Source organism: Brevibacterium oceani (assembly GCF_013623835.1).
Lineage (GTDB): Bacteria > Actinomycetota > Actinomycetes > Actinomycetales > Brevibacteriaceae > Brevibacterium > Brevibacterium oceani.
This window is the reverse complement of record NZ_JABKDE010000001.1, coordinates 340,407-359,289: the sequence shown is the minus strand read 5'-3', so window position 1 is coordinate 359,289 and position 18,883 is coordinate 340,407. Positions and strand designations below refer to the sequence as shown.

Below are 18,883 nucleotides of genomic sequence, written 5' to 3'. Positions count from 1 at the left end.
GGCGCCGAGGTGGTGGCCTCAGTCCTGCTTGTAGACGAGCTGCTTGTTGACGAACTCGTCCATGGCCAGCGGTCCGAGCTCGCGTCCGACGCCTGAGCGCTTGACGCCGCCGAAGGGCAGGAACTCCCGCGTTCCCTCGGGGGCGTTGAGGAAGACCATGCCCGAATCGATCTGCGATCCGACGCGTTCGGCCCGTTCGATGTCGCCGGAGAACACGGCGGCGCCGAGGCCGAACGGGGTGTCGTTGGCCAGTTCGACGGCCTCTTCCTCGGTGCCGACCTTGTAGACGATGACGGCGGGGCCGAAGAGCTCCTCGTAGTAGCCGCGCATGCCCTTTTCGACTCCGGTGAGCACGACGGGTTCGACGTAGGCGCCGCCGCCGTCGTACTTCTTGCCGCCGGCCAGCAGGGTCGCACCCTGGCTGACGGTGTCCTGGACCTGCTCGATGAAGCGGTCAGCTGCGGCCACCGACGACAGCGGGGACAGGCGGGCGCCGTCCTCACCCGGCGTTGCGGGGGTGCGCTTCTTGGCCTCCTCGGTGATGGAGGAGACGAAGTCGTCGTAGAGGTCGTCCATGACGATCATCCGCTTGGGCGAGTTGCAGGCCTGGCCGGTGTTGCCCATGCGGGTGTCGAAGAAGGTCTTCGCGGACTCCTTGACGTCGGCGGAGTCGAGGAGGATGTAGGGGTCGGATCCGCCGAGTTCGAGCACGACCTTCTTGAGGTTCTTGCCCGCCTCGGCAGCCACGGCGGCCCCGGCACGTTCGGAACCGGTCAGCGAGACTCCGTGGTTGCGCGGGTCGGGCAGGATGAGGTCGGCGACCTGTTCGTTGCTCGCGTAGATGTTGATGTACGCACCCTCGGGCAGGCCGGCCTCGATGAAGATCTCCTCCATGATCTGAGCCGAGCGCGGGCACTGCGGTGCATGCTTGAGCAGGATCGTGTTACCGAGTGCCAGGTTCGGGGCGGCGAAGCGGGCGACCTGGTAGTAGGGGAAGTTCCACGGCATGATGCCCAGCAGCGAGCCGACGGGCTTGCGGCGGATCATGGCGGTGGCGTCCTTCGGTCCGCGCAGCGGCTCATCGGCCATGAACGACTCGGCGTTGTCGGCGAAGTACTTGTAGATGAGGCTGCACAGGCCGACCTCGCCCTTGCCTTCGGGCACGGCCTTGCCCATTTCGAGCCTGATGACCTCGGCGAGCTCTTCGGCGCGTTCGGAGTAGATCTCGGCGACGCGGGCGAGGACCTTCGCCCGTTCGGCCACGGTGGTCCGGCTCCACTCGGTGAAGGTCGTCGCCGAACGGTCGAGGGCGGCGAGGATCTCGGAATCGGTGGCGGTGGCGAATTCTTCGGCGACTTCGCCGGTCGCCGGGTTGGTCACACGGTACGCGGTGGTGGTCATGGCTGTCCTCGTTTCGATTCGGGGTTGTGCCTCGGTCACCTCCAACCTATGACCGAATCCCGGCGTCGGCAATGCACATCTCACCTCCCGGGCGAGTTCTTGAGCATCTTGTCAGCGGGCGCCGAGGTGGTGCTCCCGACGCCCGCCGACGCGGAGGCGGTCATTCAGCCGGCGACCCCGGTGAGTTCGTTCGTCGCGTGCGGCAGCTTCTCGCTGGCCATCACCTCACCGTCGTCGAGGTCGACGATGTGGATGCTCTGCTTCGCCGGGTCGCTGACGTACGCGACCTCACCTTGGACGAAGAGCGTCGGCCGGGCCTTCTGCCATTCGACCGGCTCCTTCCACTTGTCGATGACGGGGTACTCATCGGTCACCTCGGCGCTTTCGGGGTCGATGATTGTCAGCGTCCCGTCCGTGGTCAGCACGATGCCCTCCCCTTCGGGGCCGCGGCCGAGCGAGCGGAAGCTGTAGGAGGCGTCGAGGTCGACGAGCGAGAGCGTGCCGTCCTTCGTATCGGTCACGCTCACCTTCTCGGGACGTTCGAGTTCGGCGTCCTTGTCGACCTTGTAGTCGCCGAGGACGTAGCGGGAGTCGTCGCTGCCGGCCTGGTTGCCGATGCGCCCGTAGTCATCGGGAGCGTCGATCTTGTCGAACTTCCCGTCCTTGTACAGCAGGATCCCGTCTTCGCAGCCGAGTGCGATCGTCTCGTCCTTCGCAGCGGCCTCACCGTGGACGCCGGGGCAGTCCTCGCTGTGGGCGATCTCCTTGCCGTCCTTGTCCACGACCTTCGCACCGGACCGCTCGTCCTCGGTGCCGACTGTGTGCAAGGTGGATCCGTCGTCGAGGCGGACGGCGACTCCGTGATGGGGCTCGTCGGCCTCGGTGACCTCGGGTTTCGGGTCGTCGGCGAAGTCGTCGGTGTCGAAGGTCTGGATTTTGCCGTCCCCGTCGCCGAAGAGCACAGTCGATCCGCCGTGGGTGACCACGTGTCCGGGCAGCTCGGTGTCGAAGACGGTGTCGGTGAGGACGGGGTCGGCCGCATAGCTGTGGGTGTGATCGCCGTGCGGCTGCGTCCAGACGCCGGCGTCGAAGAGGCGGAATCCGTCGGCCACGGAGACCATGAGATGACGGTCATCGCCGACCGGGTTGAGGCGGTTGAAGCCGTCGAGTTTCGTATCGTCGATGACCTCGAGGGTCGTCGCGTCGAGCGTCATGATCCCACCGTCATAGGTGGTCACGAGTCGGGGCTGGGAGCCGGCGACTTCCTGAGCATGACCGTCGCCGGTCTTCTCCCCGTCCTTGCCTTCGCTTCCGGCCTCCGCGGTCTTCTCCTCCTGGCCGACGGCATCGTAGTCGGTGTCATCGTCGCCGGGCTGGCAGCCGCCGAGCAGCAGCGCCGAGGCGACCACCGCCGATCCGAGCATCGCCTGGTGTGGTTTCATCATTCCGGTTCTCTTTCTAGTGAGACTCATTATCCTTAGCAGGTCGATATTAACCCGATGCGGTGGTGAGATGCGAAACCAGACGGCACGGCGTCGGTGGCACGGCGTCGGTGTCGCGGGGGCGGTGACACTGCGTCGGTGGCGCGGGGACGGCGGGAACGGGGACGGCAATGACACGGGGCGGCGGGCCGCCTCGGCGATATTCTTCACTGCGGTGAGTGTGTGTCACGGGTCACTGCTACGGTAAGACCATGGCCAGTGTGACTGAACTCGTGAAGCGCTACTACACCACCGTCGATGCCGGGGATGCGGACGCCACCTCGGCGCTGTTCTCAGCCGACGCCAGCTATGACCGCCCCGGTTACCCGACGATGCTCGGGCAGCAGATCACCGACTTCTACCACGGCGAGCGCGTCATCGAATCCGGTGCACATTCGTTGCAGGAGATCCTCGTCGAAGGCGACCGCGCCTCCAGTCGAGGCGTGTTCAACGGTCGGCTCAAGGACGGATCGGAGACCTCGGTGGGCTTCGCCGACTTCTTCCTCTTCGACACCGAGGGCCTCATCGCCGAACGCACGACATACTTCTATCAGGCAGCGGTCTGAGGCTCAGCGTCGGCAAGCGTGAGAGCGCCGAATATAGGTCACTATCGGACATATCTGAGCCCGCAGAATATCCGATAGTGACCTATATTTGAGTCCGCTGTGCCTCAGACGTCTTGGCCGCGGGCCTCGAGCACCGCGCGCTGGATCCGATCGCGGACCTCGGCGGCCTGCGGCGTCGGGGTCGGCCCATAAGCCTGTTCGACCTGATCGAAGACCTCGCTCATCGCTGATGGGTCGACGTCGACGGGCAGGTCCTCGATCGCGGCGAAGGCCGGGCCGATGTGGTCCATGAAGCCGCGGATGCCTGCCGGTCCCCCGCCGAAGTGCATGCCTTCGAACTGCCCGACAGCCGACCAGCGCAGACCCAGCGAATTCTTCATCACCGTGTCGAGGTCCGGGGCCGAGATCACGCCGTTCTGCACGAGCGCGATCGCCTCCTTCATCAGCGCATTCTGCAGCCGATTGCCGACGAACCCGCGGATCTCCTGCTTCAGCACCACCGGCTCACGCCCGCAGCTGCGGTAGAACGCGACCGCCGCGTCGATGGTCGCAGACGAGGTCACCGGTGCGGGAACCACCTCGACGAGCGGCATGAGATGCGGCGGATTGAACGGATGTCCCACGATCACTCGCGCCGCGGCCGCCCTGTCGAGGTGCTCGGCGTTGAACGAGGCCGGGATCGTCGACGAAGACGTCGCGAACACGGCATCGGCAGGGGCCGCCTCGGCGATCCGGGCGAACAGCTCCGGCTTCGCATCCGGATCCTCCGGCCCGGACTCCTGCACGAAGGACACCCCGGCGACGGCCGACGCGGCAGAATCGGCAGCCTCGATGCTGCCGATCTGCGCGGCCGACTCATTCTGCGACGATGCGGCGGACGTGACTTCGGCCTGGAGTGAGGAGACCACCTCGGCGAGGTCATCGCGAGGATCGAAGACCCGCACGGTGTACCCGCTGCGGGCGAAGAGGAAGGCGAACGAGCGGCCGATGGTTCCGGCCCCGATGACAGCGACAGATGAGCTCATGCGTCCAGGCTATACCTGGGCGCGAGGTCGCGGGACGCCTGTCGAGCTGTGCCCGAAACGTTGCCGTGTGCGCCCGGTCGCGGCTTCGCTTCGGTGGCACAATGTCACCATGAGCGCGAATGCAGAACTGAGAACAGTGGACTCGGAGATCATCGCCCTGGCGGAAGACGAATTCGCCGCCGCGGCCGAGACCGCAGGAATCGAGGTGCGCGAGATCCACACCGCCGAGGAGGCGGCTCGGGCCTCGCTGCTGCTTGACGAGGTCTGGAGCGTCGACGACACCGGTTCGACCGTGTTCGAACCCAGCCTCATCATCGCCTTCGCCCACGCCGGCAACTACGTCTCCGCCGCCTACAGCGTCGATGACCCGGACGAGATGATCGGCGTGACCATCGGCTTCTTCGGCCAGCCTCTGGGTACCGTCATGCATTCGCACATCGCCGGCGTGCGTCACCAGGTCATCGGTCGCGGAGCCGGTTCGGCGATGAAACTGCACCAGCGCCTGTGGTGTCTCAACCTCGGCATCACGGAGATGACCTGGACCTTCGATCCGCTGGTCGCCCGCAATGCCTACTTCAACTTCCAGCGCCTCGGCGTCGGCATGGTCGAATACCTCGAGGACTTCTACGGGCAGATGCGCGATGGGGTGAACTCCGGGCAGGCCAGCGACCGGATGATGGTGTCCTGGCCGCTCGACCGTCCGGCGCGTGCGGCGATCGCCGATGCCGGTTCGGCCTTCCCCTGCCTTCGCGCCGATGACGACGGCGAGCCCCTGCTCAGCGAAGTGCCGAAGGAGACCGAGGTCGTCTCGCTCGACTTCCCCTCCGACATCGAGGACCTGCGCGGTCAGGATGCTGAGCTGGCCGGACGCTGGCGCATGGCGCTGCGGACCTCGCTGACCGGCCTGGTCGGCGACGGCTGGGTCGTCGACACCTGCCTCAAAGGCGGCACCTACCTGCTCCACCACCCCTGAGCAGCCCCTCTGGCACCCATTTCCACAAGCCTCTTCCTCGAGACAACGCTGGAGCGCCGAGACCACTGTGCACACAGCGTTGTCTCGGCGCTCCACCGTTGTTTCGACTGAATGAGCTCATCAACCCAGCTAAGCCAACTCACCAGCCCAGCTCAATCAGCCCAGCCAACTCACCAGCCCAGCTAGGCCAGACGAGCTCAGCTCACTTCTCGTCCCACTCCTTGCGCAGCAGCTTCTTGTCCAGTTTGCCCACCGAGGTGCGCGGCAACTCGTCGACGACGTTGACCTCATCGGGCATCTGCCACTTCGCGAACCGCTCACCAAGCGTTTCGATGATGTCTTCGCGGGTCACCTCGGCACCGTCATTGGCCACGACGTAGGCCACGGGACGCTCATCCCATTTCGCGTCGGGAACGCCGATGACGGCCGCCTCCTTGACGTTCGGGTTGTCGAGGATGCCGTTCTCCATGTCGATCGAGGAGATCCACTCGCCGCCGGACTTGATGACGTCCTTGAGACGGTCGGTGATCTTGAGATAGCCGTTCTCGTCGATGACGCCGACGTCGCCCGAGCGCCACCAGCCGTCGAGGAACCGCTCGGAGTTGTCCGGCAGCTGGTAGTACGACTCGGTGATCCAGGGGCCGCGCATGAGGATCTCACCCATCGACTTCCCATCGCGCGGCAGCTCCTCACCGGTGGGATCGACGATCTTGAGCTCGACGCCGATGATCGGCAGACCCTGCGAACGCTTGAGGTCCCAACGCTCCTCCTCGCCCAGGTCCATGCCCGGCTTGAGCTTCCAGTTCGTCGTGGCCAACGGGGTCGTCTCGGTGGCACCGTAGCCATGGATCACCTCGGCGCCGGTGATCTCCTTGAACCCGCGCATCATCGACAGCGGCGGCTCCGAGGACCCGGAGACGAGCCGAACCCCGCTGAGGTCGGGCGGCTGCGGCATGTTCTTCATCATCGCCAGCATCGGGGCGAAGATCGCCGGTGCACCGTTGGCCAGGGTGACGCCCTCTTCGATGAAGGCCTGACCGATCGCGCCGAATTCCTCGGCCGCGAACTTGCCCGGCAGCACGAGCTTGGCACCGGCGGCCACCGCGTTCTGCGGGAAGCCCCACGACAGGACGTGGAACATCGGGGTGATGGGCATGACGCAGTCGTCGAAGTCGGCGTGGAGTGCCGCGAGTCCGCCCATGGTGTGCAGGTAGATCGAGCGGTGCGAGTAGTAGACGCCCTTCGGCCGGCCCGTGGTGCCGGTGGTGTAGCCGGCGTAGGCGGCGGTCTTCTCCTCGACGACGGGCCAGTCGTATGTCTCAGGCTTGTCGGCGATGAGGTCTTCGTAGAAGACGACGTTGTTCAGGCTCGTCTCGATCTCGGACGAGGGTTTGTCGGTCATGACGACCCAGCCCTTGACGTCGAGCTTCGGGGCGAGCGCCTCGGCGACGTGGAGGAGCGATTCGTCGACGAAGATCCAGTCGGATTTCGAATGGCTGACGACGTAGGCGAGGTCCTCGGGCGCCAGGCGCAGGTTGAGCTGGAGCATGGTGGCGGCGACGCCGGGGACGGAGAAGTAGAGTTCGAGGTGACGGCGGGAGTTCCAGTCGATGACGCCGACCATGGAGCCGGCACCGACGCCGAGTTCATCGAGGCCGTGTGCCAGTTGCGCCATGCGCTTGAATTCCTCGGCGTAGTTCGACCTGCCCCACGATCCGTCGGAGCGGCGGTAGACGACTTCGGACTGGCCGAACACGGTGGCTGCGTGCCTGATGAGGGTGGTGGTGTTGAGCTGGTAGCTGTCACCGAGGGTGGATGGGATGCCAGTGAGCATGAGACTCCTTCGTTCGTGCTTGGCTGCGGGCGAACCGCTTGGTTCGTCTGCAGCGGGTGGTCGTTGCCGTCAGACTATCGGCTCAGGTGAGGCCGATCACATCCGAAGCGGCAGGTGTTATCAATCAGAGACCCGACGCCGAGGTGGGGCCGGGGATTTCGCCGAGGCGGGGTCAGTCCCCGGTGAACGTCGGGGTGCGCTTTTCGAGGAAGGCAGCGACTCCCTCGACGAAGTCCTGCGAGGCCCGCAGCTGTCCCTGCCCCTCGACCTCGCGCGAGAAGGCGCTGTCGAGTTCGGTGAGCGTGGCGTCATTGATCGCAGCTTTCGCCGCGGCCATGGCCTGCGGTGCCCCCTTGGCCCACGCCGCAGCAAGCTCGGACGCGCGCGTGAGGTGCTCCCCGGCGGGGACGACCTCGCTGGCCAGACCCCAGTCGAAGGCGTCAGCGGCGGGCAGTTTCTCCCCGGTCAGGGCCAGCCGCAGGGCACGGTGCCGACCGGCCGATGCGGCGACGAGGGCGGTGGCACCGCCGTCGGGCATGAGGCCGATCTTGGTGAACGGGAGCATGAGGTAGGACTTCTCACTCATGACGAGGTAGTCGCAGGCCAGAGCGAACGAGCAGCCGATTCCGGCGGCCGGTCCCGACACCGCGGCGATCGTGGGCACGGAGGCGTCGATGAGGCTGCGGATGATCGCATTCGCCTGGTCGAGTTCGATGCCCTGACGTTCGGAGACTCCGCCCTGCAGGTCGGCCCCGGAGCTGAAGGCCCGGTCGTTGCCGGTGAGGACGATCGCTCGAGACTTCGCCTCCGCCTCGGCGACGGCCTCACCGATGGCCAGCACCGCCTCCTGAGTCAGCGCATTGAGACTCTCGGGCCGGTTGATCGTGATGGTGGTGACGTCACCACTGACGTTGACGAGAACGCTGTCGGACAATGCGACTCCTTACGTGCGATCCCGGTGACCCGTGCGGGCGGGCGATCCGGGCAGCTGTTGGCACTTCTGCTTCCGTGCACCCCAAGAGGCACACGTGCTTCCACCGCCATTTTAACGTACGTTAAGTTGATCTGCGTCACACGCCTAAGCGCCGGACAGTGACACGCCTAAGCGCCGGAGCGACGAGTTCGCGTCACCCGACCGGCGACCCTGCGTCGCGCGATGCTCGGGAGCGTCTCCTGGAGGTGGATCCACCGTGATTCGCGTCGGCATTTCGCGGTGGATCCACCTCCAGGAGACATACGGCACCGCTTTCAACGCAGGGTCGCGTCCAGCTGCGCGGGAGTGAGCTCGCGGTCGGCGAAGACGAGTCGGATGGCAGCAGGGTCCGGGTTGCCGGCGTCCGGCGCCCGGTGGACGAGTTCGAAGCCGAGCTTGCGAGCGACCTGCGCCGAGGCGGTGTTGTGCTCGAGCAGATACGCCACGACCGGCAGTTCGGCGTCGATGGCTGCCGCCGCGTCGATCGCGTCGCGGGAGACCGCGGTCGCCAGTCCCCTCCCCTGAGCCTCGGGGCGGAACCGGTAGCCGAGGTTCCAGAATGCCCCGGGCGCATTGCGTGAGGCGCCGGGCTCGGGTACCCCGCGCAGCGAGCAGCCGCAGTGGCCGAGGAGGTCGCCGCCGGGGACGTCCCTGACCATCCACGGCCCGAGACCGTCGAGCTCCCATTGCTGAGTCAGCCGTGCGAGGATCGCCTTCGCCTCGCCCTTGCCCGTCATCCGACCACTGGGCAGATGGGTCCACACTCGCGGGTCGGAATCAATAGCGAAGAACTCCTCGACATCCTCCGCGCTCGGTCGATCGAGCACGTAACCCCGGGCATCCGGACGCTCACGGTGACCGGAAGGCACGCGGTGACCCGAACGCTCACCGTGACCCGAGCGGTCCCGATCCCCCGGAGTGTGCTCCATCAGCCCAACGCCGCCTCGAGGTCGGCCCACAGGTCTTCGAGATTCTCGATCCCCACGCTCAACCGGATCAGTCCCTCGGGCACCGTCTCCGGTTCGGCGGCGTGCCGACGCCGGCGTTCGATGAGGGATTCCACCCCGCCCAGGGAGGTCGCCGGGGTCCACAGTCGGACCGCCTCGGCGATGGCGGTGGCCTTCTCCGCCGTGTCGACAGTGAAGGCGATGATCGCGCCGAACCCATTCATCTGTGCGCTCGCGCGGGCATGGCCGGGGTCGTTCGGCAGGCCCGGGTAGCGGGTCTCGACGACGGCGGGATGGGCGGCGAGGCGTTCGGCGATGGCCTGGGCATTGGTCTGCGCGCGGTCGAGGCGCACGGCCAGGGTGCGCAGCCCGCGCAGGGCCAGCCACACCTCGAAGGGTCCGGCGATTCCGCCGCGCATCGAGCGTTCGGTGTGCAGCTGCTCCCGCAGTTCAGGGCTGCTGGTCAGCACCGCCCCGAGCACGACGTCGGAATGACCGGCGAGGTACTTCGTCACCGAATGGACGACGACATCGGCGCCGAGGTCGAGCGGCGTCTGCAGCAGCGGCGTGGCGAAGGTGTTGTCGACGGCGACGAGGAACCCACGGTCCTTCGCGGCCGCGATCAGCGCGGGAACGTCGGCAACCTCGAGCATCGGGTTCGTCGGCGATTCGATCCACAGCATGCCCGTCCCGGAAACGGATGTGCCATCCCCCGCCGAGGTGGTGGTGCCGTCGGCTGACCCCGCGCTGTCGAGTGCGGCGATGACCGCCTCGGTGTCGGCGATATCGACGGTGACGAAATCGAAGCCCTGCCGCTGCGCGATCTGCTCCGCCGAGGCGAGCGCTCCCTGATAGCTGTGCTTCGGGATGATGAGCGTGCCGCCGGCGGGGACGAGACTGATCGCTGCGGAGATCGCCGCCAGACCGGAGCCGAAGACCAGCCCGGGCAGGCTCGCATGTTCGAGCTGGGCGAGTGCCTCTTCGAAGGGTGACCACGCGGGGGTGTCGAAGCGGGCGTAGGCGTAGGGCGAGTTCTCGATGTCGCCGGCGCTGATGAACGTCGAGGACAGGTCGATCGGCGGGTTCACCGAGGCGCCGTCGACGCGAACCGGTCGTCCGGTTTCGACGACGATGGTGTCCGGAGCGAGTTCGGTGCGGCTGGTGGAAGTGGACTCAGGCGTTGTCATGGTCCCCAATATAGAGGTGCGTGCCCTCACGTGCAGAGGCGGTCCATTCCGCATCGTCGGTGCCCGCCGGACGAGATGAGCCGCCGGCACAGCCTCGACGCGGACCCTGTTCCCGCAGCGGCGCGGCACGTGTCTGCCGGCGCAATCCTGCCCCGCCACCCCTCACCGACGCCACGTCACCCGAGGCTGCGGACCATGTGCTCGAGCAGCAGGCGGGCCCCGGCGGACCGGCGGCGGCCGGGCGACCAGACGGCGTGGAGTTCGCGGGCGAGATCGACGGAGTCGTCGACGGGCAGCGGCAGCAGCCGTCCGGCTCGGAAGTCATCGCGCAGCGCGAGTTCGGAGAGCACCACGGGGGCGACGGCGGTGGCTGCGGCGATGCGCAAAGCGGAGTTCGATCCGTACTCTCCGGCCACGCGCACTCCCCCGACGCTCGCCAGGGCGGAGTCGATGGCCTCCCGAGTGCCCGAACCGACCTCCCTGACCAGCAGCGGAACTTCGGCGAGCGCCTCGGCGGTGATGGGCTTCGACCACGCCTCGGCGAAGCTCGGGGCACAGGCGATCATGAGTCGGTCGCGACCGACCACCTCGGCGGTGAGGTCGGAGGGCACGGACACGGATTCGATGAGCCCGAGGTCGACGCTCTGCTGGCGCACCCGGTCGATGACGGTGGCGGAGTTCTCCACGGACAGGCCGATCCCGATCTCCGGGTGGGCGGCGCGGAAGGTCGTGAGGTGGCGGGGCATGAGGTATTCGGCGACGGTGAGCGAGGCGCTGACCTTGACGGTGCCGGCGCGGGCGTCCTGGATCGCGCGGATGCCGGCGTTGAGGGTGTCATAGGCTTCTATGACCTTCGACCCCCATTCGGCCACGGCCTGGCCTTCGACGGTGAGCTCGGTTCCGCGCGGTGAGCGTCTGAGCAGCGGCACCTTGAGGTCACGTTCGAGATTGCGCAGGCTGCGCGAGGCATTCGGCTGGGCGAGGTCGAGCTTCGCCGCGGCCTGGCCGATCGAGCGCGCATTGCCGCTGAGGGCCACGAGCAGCCCCAACGCCTGCAGCTCCGGCCACTCCTTCATGTCCGTGAGGTCGTGCATATGCCCATCATGGCATATCAGTCAGATATGGGTTGACGCGAAATTGCCGTCTACCGCCCCATCTCGGCCGTTGTCAGACTGGGGACATGCACCGCATCATCTCTCTCCTTCCCGGACTCGCCGTCGCAGCCATCGCGACGGCGATCGCGTGGCCGATCTCCATGCTGCTGCCGGTCCTCTCCCCTCTGCTCGTGGCGATCGTGCTCGGCATCGCACTGGGCAACCTCGTGCCCGACCTGCCCGAGAGGTTCCTGCCCGGATTGAATTTCGCGGCGAAACCGCTGCTGCGCGTGGGCATCGTCGCCCTGGGCGCACAGGTCGTGCTCGGTGACATCCTCGACCTCGGCTGGCTCGTCCTCGTGCTCGCCGCCGTCATCGTCGCCGCCGGAATCTGCTCGGCGCTGGCGCTCGCGCGCCCGTTGCGGGTCGACCGTGACCTTGCCGTGCTCATCGGCTGCGGCTTCGGCATCTGCGGGGCTGCAGCCGTGGCCGGCGTCGAATCGACCCTGCGCTCGAAGAAGGAGGACGTCGCCGCCGCAATCGGGCTCGTCGTCCTCTTCGGCACCCTGATGATCGCGATCATCCCGTCCTTGGCGACCGCCTTCGGGCTCGCCCCGGCCACCGCTGGCATGTGGGGTGGGGCGTCGACCCACGAGGTGGCCCAGGTCGTGGCGATCGGCGGCATCATCGGCCCCGCCGCCCTCGAGGTCGCCGTCCTCGTCAAGCTCGCCCGCGTCATCATGCTCGCCCCCACCGTCGCCGTGTTCAGCTACGCGGTGCGCCGCAGCGAGGCCAAGGCGCACGCGAATGCGCAGTCGGATTCGAATGCACAGTCCACCCTCGCCGAGGCGGGTGCCGGGTCGAGTTCCGACGCCGAGGCGGGTGCCGGGTCGAGCTTCGACACCGAAGCAGGTGCCCGGGCGGGCTCGAATGGTACGGCCGGCTCAGATGGAGCCGGGCCCGGCACGGCCTGTTCAGCCGGCACCGACTCGGGTGCGGCTCGCACCGCTACGGCACCTGCGAAGACTGCACGGCCGCCGATCGTGCCCCTGTTCGTTCTCGGCTTCCTCGCCATGGCCGCGCTGCGCACCTTCGGTCTGCTGCCGGAGTTCGCGGTCACCGGGCTCGGCTGGATCCAGACGGTGTGCCTGGCCATGGCGATGTTCGCGCTCGGCCGCGGCGTGCAGTGGCGGGCGCTGAAGAACCTCGGCGCACGCCCCCTCGCCCTGGCCGCAGCGGTCACGATCATCGTCGGGATCATCGGCCTCGGCGGGGCGCTCCTCCTCACCTGAGACCGCCCCCAAACTACTACCTGACGGCGGCTCAGCAACCTGGCGCCAGGTTGCTGAGCCGCCGTCAGGTAGTTCTGGGGCCGCCTCGGCAAGGGTGTGCCGTTTATCGGGATTCTGCGACGGGTCGGGCACGCCTGCCGCGTACCGGCGAGTAGGGCTGGTAGTGTCTCACAGCGAATCAGCCAGCGATGCACAGTGTCGCTTCAGCCTTCTCAAGGACATCATGCTCACCCAGATCATCGCCCTGCTCATCTTCGTGGCACTCTTCGCCGTCGGCGCAGTCCGCGGCGTCCAGATCGGCGTGCTCATGCTCGTCGGCGCCGCCGGCACCGGACTGCTGTTCACCGACATGGTCGTCGATGACATCATCGCCGAGTTCCCGCTCGACATCATGGTCCTCCTCGCGGGAGTGACCTACTTCTTCGCCATCGCCCAGGAGAACGGCACCGTCGATCGGATCATCGACTGGGCCCTCGAACGCGTCGGCTCCTCAGCAGTGCTCCTGCCCGCGGTCTTCTTCGTCATCACCGGCTGCATCGCCGCGATGGGCGCACCGCTTGCAGGGCTCGTCATGATGCCTGTGGGCATGCAGGTCGCCCGCAAGTACGAGGTCGACTACGCGCTCATGGGACTGGCGATCTGCTTCGCCATCGGCGCCGGCGGCTTCGCCCCGACGAGCCTCTACGGCATCGTCACCTACAGCACCGCACGCGGGGCCGGCATCGACCTCTCCCCCTATGTGCTCTTCGGCATCGCCGTGGTCACGTATCTCATCATGCTCGTCGTCGCCTACTTCATGTACGGTCGGTCGCTGTTCGGTCGGAAGTCCGCCGTTGCCGCCGCGACTGGCGCAGGGTCCGCCGGTTCGGACGGCGACGGTGCCGGTTCGGATGGTGCCGGTGCGGGAGCCGCCGCCGATACCAGCGGCACCACAGCGGGTGCGAGCTCACGCATCTCCCGCGGCTCCGCCTCGGCGACGAAGGTGGCCTTCGGTGAGGACGACGAGGACGAAGCGCTCTTCGACTCCTCGAGCTCGGAGCACACCGGCGACTCCGCACCCTTCACGTTCGTGCAGATCCTCACCGTCATCTTCATGATCGGCCTCGTCGGCAGCGTCGTGGTCCTCGCCGCTCTCGGCAACGATCCCGACATCGGCCTGCTGTGCTTCCTCTTCGGCGCGATCCTCTCCCTCGTCGACCCGAAGACCGGCAAGGCCGCGCTGCCGAAGATCGACTGGTCGACGGTGCTGCTCGTCGGCGGCATCATCACCTTCGTCGGGGTGCTGCAGAACATGGGAGCCGTCGACCTCCTCGGCGAAGGTGCCGAGTCGATCGGTTCGCCGCTCATCGCGGCCTTCGTCCTCTGCATCGTCGGCGGGCTCGTGTCCGCGTTCGCCTCCACCACAGGCATTCTCGCGGCCCTCGTGCCACTGGCCCTGCCGCTCATCGCCGCAGGTGGAGTGCCCGGTTGGGCGCTCATCGCGGCACTGGGCGTGTGCTCGGCCGTCGTCGACGTCTCACCGTTCTCCACCCTCGGTGCCACCGTCGTCGCCACCGCCCCGACCGAGGACAAGCCGCGTCTAACGCGCATCCTCGTGAAGTTCGGTATGTCGATGGTCATCATCGGGCCTGTCGCGCTGGTCGGCGGACTCGTGGTGCCCGCAATGCTGTTCTGAGGTCGACTGCCCGTCTGGCAGGCGCTGCCCGCGGGATTTCGCAGCGTTGAGCGCTTCGCGAAGACCACTAAGTGGGCGTTTTGGTCGGGTCCAGAGCAACAGAATCCGACCAAGACGCCCACCTATGAGCCCGGCACAGGCGCGAGCCCAGCGCAGGCTCCGGCACCGGCGCGAGCCCCCTCACCCCAGCGGCTTGAGCAGCAGCACGAACTCCAAATCGTCGACCTTCGGGACACCGAAGCGCTCGTCGCCGTAGGGGAAGGGTTCGACCTCACCGGTGCGCCCGTAGCCTCGGCGCTCGTAGTAGGCGATGAGTTCTTCGCGCTTGTTGATCACGCTCATCCGCATCGCGTGCGCGCCCCAGCGTTCGGACACCCACGCCTCGGCGAGGTTCATCAGCGCCGACCCCACACCCTTGCCCTGGCCCAGCGGCGAGACCGCGAGCACGCCGAGGTAGGCCTCCCCGTTCTCGGGTTCGCGCAGGTACACACTCGCCACGGCCCGCCCCTGTCCGTCGCGGACGAGCAGGATCACGGAGTCGGTCTCGGCGTGCATCTCCTCGGCCATCGGGACGTCGAGGCGCTGCCCGCCGAGTATGTCCGCCTCGGTGGTCCAGCCCTGCTTCGAGCCCTCCCCGCGGTAGGCCGAGGACACCAGTTCGACATAGTCGGCGATGTCGGCCTCGGTGAGTTCGGTGACCTCGTACCCGGCCTCATGGAGGATCATTTCGTGCGCATCGACCATGGTGACCGGGGTGGGTGAGGACATGTGACCGACTCCTTCGCGAGCGTTCGACTGGGTTGCCGCCGGGCGAACCCGACCATTGCGTCTTTGTTCATCAGGCTAGTCGGTTTCCCAGCTGCAGAACTATAGTGTCAGAGGTCAGGACAGATCGACACCGATCGTCCGCCGCAGTACCGACCATCGCTGCGTCGCCGGGCACCGGCCCAGCGCCGCGGACGCCGCCACAGTGCCGCCGGGCACGGACATTCGAGAGGAATGACATGGACTTCGAGGTCAACGGAGAGACCTTCACCGTCGCCGAGGATGCCGCCGCCCACCGCTTCACCGTCTCCCATGACGGCGCGGTCATCGGCGTCGCGGACTACATCGACCGCGAGGCCGGCCCCGACGACACTGCCGAGGGCACGGTCCGCACCTTCACCCACACCGAGGTCTCCCCCGAATGGGGCGGGCGCGGGCTCGCCGCGAAGCTCGTGCGCTTCGCGCTTGAGACCAGCGCCGAGGCGGGGCTGAAGTTCCGGACGACGTGCTCCTATGTGCACAATTTCCTGCAGAAGAACACGGAGTTCGACGCGAACGTCGCCTGAGGGCGGTATCGCTTTCGCTCCGAACGTCATCTTCGACGCGCGGCTGTGTCACAGCCGGTCGGCAGGTGGCGGCGTCATACCGCCGGCGCTGCAGCTGCACCGGAAGGAGCAGGCGTACCATCCGTCGGCACTGCATCGCCGATGACTGCCGACACACGATCCTGCCCGGAGACGAAGCGCAGAACGTAGACCGCCCAGGCCGTGACCAGCACGATCACCAGGGCCACGAGCGACCACAGCAGTCCCGGATCACTGACGGCCAGCCGCGGAATATCACGACCGGGGATGATCGCGGCGAAGATGCCCGCGGTCAGCGCACCCAGGTACGAGCCGACCATCATGAAGATGTGGCGGCGGACCTTGCCGCGGCGAATGGCGATGACGCCGAGGGTCGTGGAGATGAAGGTCCAGATCGCCAACGCGTGGAAGGCGGTGAACGATCCGGTCAGAGAGTAGATGAGCATTCCGCTGACGCACACGAAGTACATGAGGATGACCCAGGACCGGCCGATGAAGCGGTGCTTGCGGTCCTTGGTGCGGCGGAGGATCTGAATCGGGCCCAGCAGAACGACACCCGAGGCGGCAATGGCGTGGATGACTACGAACAATGTGGACATACAGTTAAGATAGTGTCGCTAACCAATAGCGGCAACGTAGATAGCATCGGCCGCGTCCACTATCCGATGCGGCGAAGAGAGGTCTGTGATGAAACTCAGCGCTCTGGCCGCAGCCACGGGGGTCTCCACCGCGAGCATCAAGTACTACATCCATGAGGGACTCCTGCCGCCCGGCCGGAAGAAGAATGCGACCACGGCCGTCTACGACGACTCGCATCTCCACCGGCTCACACTCATCAGGTGGCTGCGCGATGAGCTGTCTATCCCGATCACCGGCATCGCCGAACTCACCCGGGCCATTGACGATGACTCACTGTCGACGATCGAGCTGATGGGCATCTGTCAGGAACTCGCCCTACGCGGAAACTCCGGGCTTCCCGCCTCGGCGCTGCGTGCTCTGGGATCCGCACATTATGCCCTCAAGTCGACCACGGGCGATGACATCACAGGCGGCACCGCGACGCCGCCGGACCGCTTCGACGAGATCGTCGACGAGGCCCTCGACCGCCTCGGCTGGCCGGACGAGGAATCGGCCGCCAGGACTGCGCTGACCCGAGTCCTCGCGATGACAGATGCCGCCGGTTACCGCGTCGACATCGATTCGGTCGTCGCTCAGTGCCGGGCCATCGCCTCGGTCGCCCGGGACAACATCCGCCCCATCGGCCCCGAGCTCAGTCGGGACGAGGTCTGCCTCCGCGTGATCCGCGGAATCACGATGCACAATCGCCAACTGATCGCCACCAGCGCACTCACCCACGCCTCCCTGTCGATCCTGGCACGTCAGCCGCGCGACTGAGGTTCCCGAGCGACGAATTCCGCAGTGTGCGCGGGCCTCATGCCCCCTACACGCGCGAGGCTCAGGCCCCTACACTGAGAGGGCCGCACGCTCGATCGCCGCCGAGGGCCGCCCGAAACGGTTCGTCCTTCGCGCCCAACGACGACGCGGTTCCGCTCTGACGACAACCAAGGAGATTCCGTCGTGGACATCACCCCGATCATGGACACTCTCAACACCGGACTGTTCATCGACGGACAGTGGCGCGAGGCCGAAGGCGGCAAGACCCTCGAAGTTCTCAATCCCGCCACCGGCGAGGTCATCACCACCCTGGCCGACGGCTCGGCCGCCGACGCCGAAGCCGCCATCAAGGCTGCCGGTGACGCCCAGGCCTCATGGGCGGCAACCCCACCGCGCGAGCGCGCCGAGATCCTCCGCCGCGCCTTCGAACTCCTCATCGAACGCGCCGACGACATCGCCGCGGTGATGACCGCGGAGATGGGCAAGCCCTTCGCCGAGTCGAAGGGCGAGGTCACCTATGGTGCCGAGTTCTTCCGCTGGTTCTCCGAGGAGGCCGTGCGCGTCTCCGGCGACTTCATGCAGTCGACCGACGGCAAGAACCGCCTCATGGTCTCCCGCGAACCGGTCGGGCCCTGCATCCTCGTCACCCCGTGGAACTTCCCGCTGGCGATGGGGACCCGCAAGATCGGGCCGGCCATCGCCGCCGGCTGCACCATGGTCTTCAAGCCCGCGAAGCTGACCCCGCTGACCTCGCTCATGCTCGTCGACGTGCTGGACGAGGCGGGGCTGCCCGCAGGCGTGCTCAACATCGTCACTTCGGAGTCGGCTCGCCGCGTCGTCACCCCGTGGATGGAGGCGGGCATCGCCCGCAAGATCACGTTCACCGGCTCGACCGAGGTCGGCGTCAGCCTGCTCAAGCAGGCCGCCGACAATGTCATGAAGACCTCGATGGAGCTGGGCGGCAATGCCCCGTTCGTCGTCTGCGAGGATGCCGATCTCGACAAGGCCGTCACCGGTGCCGTGCTCGCGAAGATGCGCAACGGCGGTGAGGCATGCACCGCGGCCAACCGCCTGTTCGTCCACTCGGCCGTGGCCGAGGAGTTCTCGACCAAGCTCGCCGAGCGCCTCGGATCGATGCAGGTGGGCAACGGCCTCGATGAAGGCACCGAGGTGGGGCCGCTCGTCGATCAGGATTCCCTGGACAAGGTCACCGAACTCGTCGACGACGCCGTGGCCAAGGGCGCGAAGGTCCTCACCGGCGGCAAGAGGATCGAAGGCAAGGGCTACTTCTTCGACCCGACCGTCATCACCGAGGTACCCGCCGACTCAGCGATCCGGACCACCGAGATCTTCGGCCCCGTTGCTCCGATCGTCACCTTCGACACCGACGAGGAGGCCATGGCCCTGGCGAACGAGACCGAGTACGGACTCGCCGGCTACCTGTTCAGCGAGAACATCGAGCGGGCACTCAGCCTCGCCGAGAAGCTCGAGGTCGGCATGGTCGGCCTCAACACCGGTCTCGTCTCGAACCCGGCCGCACCGTTCGGCGGAGTGAAGATGTCCGGACTCGGTCGCGAGGGCGGACGCGTCGGCATCGACGAGTTCCTCGAGATCAAGTACGTGGCCACACCACGCGCCTGATCAGACGCGGCCAGCTGCCTACCTCGTGCCTGATCAGTCCGACCGGCTCG

17 protein-coding genes are annotated in these 18,883 nt (G+C 66.9%); 7 read left to right on the top strand and 10 right to left on the bottom strand.

Going from position 1 to position 18,883, the window contains the following annotated elements; translation table 11 throughout:
- Positions 1–18: 18 nt before the first annotated feature.
- Complete coding sequence (locus HK401_RS01720) at positions 19–1,401, bottom strand: NAD-dependent succinate-semialdehyde dehydrogenase (protein ID WP_181272920.1); 1,383 nt, start codon at positions 1,399–1,401, stop codon at positions 19–21.
- A gap of 164 nt (positions 1,402–1,565) precedes the next feature.
- Positions 1,566–2,846: a zinc metallochaperone AztD gene (gene aztD, locus HK401_RS01715; RefSeq protein ID WP_219921643.1), complete on the bottom strand. Its 1,281-nt coding sequence runs from the start codon at positions 2,844–2,846 to the stop codon at positions 1,566–1,568.
- A 248-nt stretch (positions 2,847–3,094) separates the two neighbouring features.
- Between aztD and HK401_RS01710 the strand changes: the two genes are divergently transcribed.
- Positions 3,095–3,448, top strand: a complete 354-nt coding sequence (locus tag HK401_RS01710; RefSeq protein WP_181272919.1) for a nuclear transport factor 2 family protein — start codon at positions 3,095–3,097, stop codon at positions 3,446–3,448.
- Between the two features lie 104 nt (positions 3,449–3,552).
- Here the strand turns inward: HK401_RS01710 and HK401_RS01705 are convergent, their stop codons facing one another.
- Positions 3,553–4,473, bottom strand: coding sequence for a 3-hydroxyacyl-CoA dehydrogenase NAD-binding domain-containing protein (locus HK401_RS01705; protein WP_181272918.1), 921 nt, complete (start codon positions 4,471–4,473; stop codon positions 3,553–3,555).
- A 109-nt stretch (positions 4,474–4,582) separates the two neighbouring features.
- On the opposite strand from HK401_RS01705, the gene HK401_RS01700 reads away from it, so the two are divergent.
- The gene (locus HK401_RS01700; RefSeq protein WP_181272917.1) at positions 4,583–5,446 is read left to right on the top strand and encodes a hypothetical protein; all 864 of its coding nucleotides are present in this window, start codon (positions 4,583–4,585) and stop codon (positions 5,444–5,446) included.
- A gap of 202 nt (positions 5,447–5,648) precedes the next feature.
- Here HK401_RS01700 and HK401_RS01695 read toward each other — a convergent pair whose 3' ends face one another.
- From HK401_RS01695 to HK401_RS01675, 5 genes are all read right to left on the bottom strand, one after another.
- Positions 5,649–7,280, bottom strand: a complete 1,632-nt coding sequence (locus HK401_RS01695) for a long-chain-fatty-acid--CoA ligase (RefSeq protein WP_181272916.1) — start codon at positions 7,278–7,280, stop codon at positions 5,649–5,651.
- A 172-nt stretch (positions 7,281–7,452) separates the two neighbouring features.
- A complete protein-coding gene (locus HK401_RS01690; protein ID WP_181272915.1) occupies positions 7,453–8,214 on the bottom strand; it encodes an enoyl-CoA hydratase-related protein in 762 nt (253 codons plus the stop codon).
- 314 nt (positions 8,215–8,528) lie between these two features.
- Entirely contained in the window at positions 8,529–9,182 is a 654-nt protein-coding gene (locus HK401_RS01685; protein ID WP_181272914.1) for a GNAT family N-acetyltransferase, read from the bottom strand.
- Positions 9,182–10,387, bottom strand: a complete 1,206-nt coding sequence (locus HK401_RS01680) for a trans-sulfuration enzyme family protein (protein ID WP_181272913.1) — start codon at positions 10,385–10,387, stop codon at positions 9,182–9,184. The genes HK401_RS01685 and HK401_RS01680 overlap by 1 nt, the downstream gene beginning before the upstream one ends.
- A 176-nt stretch (positions 10,388–10,563) precedes the next feature.
- A complete protein-coding gene (locus HK401_RS01675; protein ID WP_181272912.1) occupies positions 10,564–11,481 on the bottom strand; it encodes a LysR family transcriptional regulator in 918 nt (305 codons plus the stop codon).
- Positions 11,482–11,567: 86 nt separating this feature from the next.
- On the opposite strand from HK401_RS01675, the gene HK401_RS01670 reads away from it, so the two are divergent.
- Both HK401_RS01670 and HK401_RS01665 read left to right on the top strand, forming a co-directional pair.
- A complete protein-coding gene (locus tag HK401_RS01670) occupies positions 11,568–12,773 on the top strand; it encodes a YeiH family protein (RefSeq protein ID WP_181272911.1) in 1,206 nt (401 codons plus the stop codon).
- A gap of 223 nt (positions 12,774–12,996) precedes the next feature.
- Positions 12,997–14,448, top strand: coding sequence for an SLC13 family permease (locus HK401_RS01665; protein WP_181272910.1), 1,452 nt, complete (start codon positions 12,997–12,999; stop codon positions 14,446–14,448).
- 180 nt (positions 14,449–14,628) lie between these two features.
- Here the strand turns inward: HK401_RS01665 and HK401_RS01660 are convergent, their stop codons facing one another.
- Positions 14,629–15,216 carry a GNAT family N-acetyltransferase gene (locus tag HK401_RS01660; protein WP_181272909.1) on the bottom strand — a complete coding sequence of 196 codons (588 nt, stop codon included), beginning with the start codon at positions 15,214–15,216 and terminating at the stop codon, positions 14,629–14,631.
- A gap of 236 nt (positions 15,217–15,452) precedes the next feature.
- Between HK401_RS01660 and HK401_RS01655 the strand changes: the two genes are divergently transcribed.
- Complete coding sequence (locus HK401_RS01655) at positions 15,453–15,779, top strand: GNAT family N-acetyltransferase (protein WP_181272908.1); 327 nt, start codon at positions 15,453–15,455, stop codon at positions 15,777–15,779.
- Positions 15,780–15,853: 74 nt separating this feature from the next.
- On the opposite strand, the gene HK401_RS01650 is transcribed toward HK401_RS01655, so the two are convergent.
- Positions 15,854–16,396 (bottom strand): DUF2306 domain-containing protein, encoded by a 543-nt coding sequence (locus HK401_RS01650; protein WP_181272907.1) that lies wholly within the window; start codon positions 16,394–16,396, stop codon positions 15,854–15,856.
- Between the two features lie 88 nt (positions 16,397–16,484).
- On the opposite strand from HK401_RS01650, the gene HK401_RS01645 reads away from it, so the two are divergent.
- Positions 16,485–17,192 carry a MerR family transcriptional regulator gene (locus HK401_RS01645; protein WP_181272906.1) on the top strand — a complete coding sequence of 236 codons (708 nt, stop codon included), beginning with the start codon at positions 16,485–16,487 and terminating at the stop codon, positions 17,190–17,192.
- A 201-nt stretch (positions 17,193–17,393) separates the two neighbouring features.
- Positions 17,394–18,833 carry an NAD-dependent succinate-semialdehyde dehydrogenase gene (locus tag HK401_RS01640; RefSeq protein ID WP_181273255.1) on the top strand — a complete coding sequence of 480 codons (1,440 nt, stop codon included), beginning with the start codon at positions 17,394–17,396 and terminating at the stop codon, positions 18,831–18,833.
- The last annotated feature ends 50 nt before the right edge of the window (positions 18,834–18,883 follow it).